This window comes from Ferruginibacter sp., assembly GCF_031391665.1.
Classification (GTDB): Bacteria; Bacteroidota; Bacteroidia; order Chitinophagales; family Chitinophagaceae; genus Ferruginibacter.
Map to the genome: position 1 here is coordinate 1 of NZ_JANMUN010000054.1, position 4,039 is coordinate 4,039.

At 36.6% G+C, this 4,039-nt stretch carries 4 protein-coding genes; 1 reads left to right on the top strand and 3 read right to left on the bottom strand.

Annotation, left to right across the window (positions count from 1 at the left end):
• Nucleotides 1-352: 352 nt before the first annotated feature.
• From ACY651_RS04080 to ACY651_RS04090, 3 genes are all read right to left on the bottom strand, one after another.
• Nucleotides 353-1,048 carry a hypothetical protein gene (locus ACY651_RS04080; protein ID WP_462249972.1) on the bottom strand — a complete coding sequence of 232 codons (696 nt, stop codon included), beginning with the start codon at nt 1,046-1,048 and terminating at the stop codon, nt 353-355.
• Nucleotides 1,049-1,293: 245 nt separating this feature from the next.
• A complete protein-coding gene (locus tag ACY651_RS04085; protein ID WP_462249974.1) occupies nt 1,294-1,842 on the bottom strand; it encodes a DUF4240 domain-containing protein in 549 nt (182 codons plus the stop codon).
• 384 nt (nt 1,843-2,226) lie between these two features.
• Nucleotides 2,227-3,528: an aminotransferase class I/II-fold pyridoxal phosphate-dependent enzyme gene (locus tag ACY651_RS04090; protein WP_462249976.1), complete on the bottom strand. Its 1,302-nt coding sequence runs from the start codon at nt 3,526-3,528 to the stop codon at nt 2,227-2,229.
• Between the two features lie 175 nt (nt 3,529-3,703).
• On the opposite strand from ACY651_RS04090, the gene ACY651_RS04095 reads away from it, so the two are divergent.
• A partial coding sequence (locus ACY651_RS04095; RefSeq protein WP_462249978.1) for an alkaline phosphatase family protein occupies nt 3,704-4,039 on the top strand: 336 nt, incomplete at its 3' end.

The following is a 4,039-nucleotide window of genomic DNA, read 5'->3' on the forward strand; positions in this document are numbered from 1 at the left end:
GTTACGCTTCGGCTACGCCTTCGCTCCACTACGCCCAACAGCAGGAACCACAAACCAATTAAATAATGAAACTATTTTTCTACTTTTGAAGTGTACTAAAGAGGGGGAGCTTACAATTCTTATTTGTGACTGCAAAATGCAGTGCTATTTTTTGTAGAGTGGGTTACTGTAAGTTCAGGCAGCTTTTCAACGCCGGGGTCTCACGCCATGCTTTTAGCCCGGTTGTGAAGACCCCGGCGGAACGGAAGAACTTGTCAAGCCGATTAACTGAAGCACAATAAAGATTTAATGATGAAATTTACTCGTCTGCCCCGCTTGCGCAAAACCGATGTTGGCTGTCAATTGACAAATCCTATCTTTTAAAATTTACGCTTTTAAAATAATAAGCTGTATCACTTAAACTTTGAACTAAAAATTCGCCGGAATTAGAAATTTTGCCTCCTATTATTGGTTTGAGAATTATCTTATTGTTTGAAAAATATATTACTACATTTTTACCAGATCCAACAATAAAAAAATGATCTTGAGTTTTTGCATTAATTCTTCCCAAAGACCAAAAAATTATAAAGCTTGCTATAATCCAAACAGAATGTAATATTACATTTCTAATTAGTTTACTTTCTTTTTGTCTCAGATACTCTAATTCTATTATGCCTATAATACTGAATAATAAAAATGCAAGGGAAAAGTATAAAAAAAAGTAGGTACTATGTTCTCCACTAAGCCAATATATCCCAAATGGAACTATTACTGACAATATTGGTCTGTAAATTAAAATATATCTTCTTTGTTTTTTTAATGATGTTGCTTCAAAAGAATATGTGCGATCAAATATCTCTTTATAAAGCAAATATGAACACAGAAGGCTAGTAATACTTAATAATAAACTTTGAATTGATTCGAGAATATTGAAATTCAAAAAATAAGATGGTATATTAAAATACTGCAAATATCCGAGTTCCTTCGCAACCAAAAACAAATATGAAATCACGGAAATGTATCCAATTAAAAGTGCATCGGTTATTTCGAACTTTTTACTATTTTCCATATTAATCCAAATGTTTAATAATTGCAGCCAACGAACAGGGCTTTTTGCAGGTTGGGGAAATAGCATTCCGTCCGCCCGAGCCACTGCTGATTGAAAATATTTTGATGAAGTTAAAACTAATGCCTAACATTGTTTGTCCAGCCCCGAACCAATGCCTGGCTTTGCAATTTGCTGAAGTTTTGTTTGTCAAGCCCAACTTGCAAAAAACCCAATGTTGGCTGTAGTTTCTTGATTAAACGATGTTTCTATTTGTTGTATAAGTTGTCGATTTTTTCTTGATTCCAAAATTTTTCGAAAAGTAATGGTAGTGTTTTTCTGTAAGCTTCAATATCAATAGTCGTCAACCTTTTAATATCTGGTTCGTCAATGGACTCAAGCATGTCAAGAAATTCATCTCCGTCTTTATTCGTCTTTTCCTCAAATGCCTCAATTGAAACCGCCGTTAAATATTCCCCGTCTTGATTACTTTCATCTCCTTTGTCTAGCAAATTGCAAAAGTGATTAGGGTCTGCTATTGCACGCTCATAATCACTTTTTCCTTGTCCAATAAGCCATGCACAAAAAGACTCAAATGTATCGTCTGAAATATAACTGTTTACAATAAAGCATGCAAGTAGCATTTCATATGTTGTTGCTGCTTTTAGTTTCTTATTTAGAGTATTCTCAAATGAAACAATATCGTCTACCGACTGCTTTTTTAATAAACCAGTAAGTTTTTCACATGCTTCACCAAAGTCTCCTTTTCCTGATTTTTTTGCTTTGTCGATTAGTTGCCAAAATATATTTTCTGTCATAATAACTATTTGCTGTCATAAAAGGCCTGTGAAATTACAGCCAACTCAAATATATACGAAAGTTACATCTTTTCAAAATTTCTAAATCACCTAAATTTGTTGTTTTCAAACTGTTATATAAAAAACAATATTGAATACGAAACTTGTTCACTTTCGTTTTTTAAATTGTTTTTTAGCGACAATTGAAAAACGAAAGTTTATTAAAATGGTTTTCTTGTTTTTTGCATTCACAGTTACGCAAATAAAAGCTCAATAAAGATATGTGACTGAAGAATGTCTCGCCTTAGGCCAGACCACCGCAGCCTGATAGCATTACCAAACTCTGGCCAAAAAAAAATCCCACTCTCTAAAAAGCAGGATTTAAAATATTTACCAAAACAAAAATTATTTATTCTTCGTCTTCACCTTCATGTATTCAAAACGTTTGCCGCTGTATTCGGCCATGTCGGGTATTTGTTCGGATTTATATTGGCCGGCCACTAATTTTTTCTTGGTTTCGCTAAAGGCATTTAAGGTTAATTCAATGTCTTCGTCGGTATGTACGGCCGAAGGAATTAAGCGGTAAATAATATGCCCTTTTGGTATTACGGGGTACACCACAATAGAAGCAAAAATGCTGTAGTTCTCTCTAAGGTCCATAGCCATAGCAGTAGCTTCTTCCACACCGCCTTTCATGTACACGGGTGTAACCACCGAATCTGTTTTACCAATATCAAAACCTCTTTCGGTTAAACCTTTTTGCAATTTCATGGCATTGCTCCACAATTTTTCTTTAAGCTCGGGATGGTTGCGTAATAATTCCAGGCGTTTTAAATTACCCACTACTAACGGCATGGGTAAACTCTTTGCAAATATTTGTGAGCGGATGTTGTAACGGATATAGTCAACAATTTTTCTGTCGCCTGCAATAAACGCACCAATAGAAGCCATTGATTTTGCAAAGGTGGAAAAGTACAGATCAATTTTATCCTGTATGCCCTGCTCTTCGCCTGCACCTGCGCCGGTTGCGCCTAAAGTACCAAAGCCATGGGCATCATCTACCAACAAACGGAAATCGTATTTATCTTTTAAGGCAGCAATTTCTTTTAATTTGCCCTGGTCGCCGGCCATACCAAACACACCTTCGGTAATTAATAAAATACCACCGGCTCCTTGTTTTTCAATTAAGGCACTGGAACGTTGTAATTGTTTTTCTAAATCGGCCAGATCGTTATGTTTAAAAACATAGCGGTGCCCGGCGTGCAAACGAAGGCCATCTATAATACAGGCATGGCTTTCGGCATCATATACAATAATATCGTGGCGGCTGCACAACACATCTATAACACTCACCATGCCCTGGTAACCAAAATTTAATAAAGCGGCGTCTTCTTTTTCTACAAAAGCGGCCAGTTCACTTTCTAATTGTTCGTGTAAATTGCTGTTGCCACTCATCATTCTTGCACCCATGGGGGCGGCCAGTCCGTAATCGGCTGCACCTTCGGCATCTGCTTTACGTACTTCGGGGTGGTTGGCCAGGCCTAAATAATTATTAAGGCTCCATACAATTACATCTTTACCTCTAAACTGCATGCGGCTGCCAATTTCTCCTTCTAATTTAGGAAAGGCAAAATACCCGTGTGCTCTTTCCCTGTGCTGGCCAATGGGGCCGTAATTGTTCAGTAGTCTTTCAAAAATGTCTGCCATTATATTGTTTTATTTGTGGCGCAAAAATACAGTAATTAAATGTTTGTACAAAACGGGGCAAAATGGCAGCAGTTATGTTTAAGGTCATATAATGATAACATCAATTAACCTATGCGTTTGTTTTTTGTTAACTAAAATGCAGGGCACCCATTGTATATTTACAAAAAAATATTTCATGGTACGTAAGCTGGTATTTAGTATTGCTTTTTTATTTGCAGCACTGTTTAGTTTTTCTCAAAGCAAAAAACCTAAATTAATTGTGGGGCTTGTAATTGATCAAATGCGTTGGGATTATTTATACCGCTACAACGATTTATATGGTGCCGGTGGTTTTAAAAGATTATTGAAAGATGGTTTTACGGCAGAAAATACTTTTATACCTTACATGCCCACCTACACAGCACCCGGCCACAGCAGCATTTATACCGGCAGCGTGCCTGCAATAAATGGTATTGCCGGTAATAACTGGTACGATAAAACTGCAGAGAAATTTGTGTACTGTACCGATGAC

Coding starts and splice junctions, on each gene's coding strand:
- ACY651_RS04085 (WP_462249974.1), bottom strand. CDS start 1,842: ATGACAGAAAATATATTTTGGCAACTAATCGACAAAGCAAAAAAATCA.
- ACY651_RS04080 (WP_462249972.1), bottom strand. CDS start 1,048: ATGGAAAATAGTAAAAAGTTCGAAATAACCGATGCACTTTTAATTGGA.
- ACY651_RS04090 (WP_462249976.1), bottom strand. CDS start 3,528: ATGGCAGACATTTTTGAAAGACTACTGAACAATTACGGCCCCATTGGC.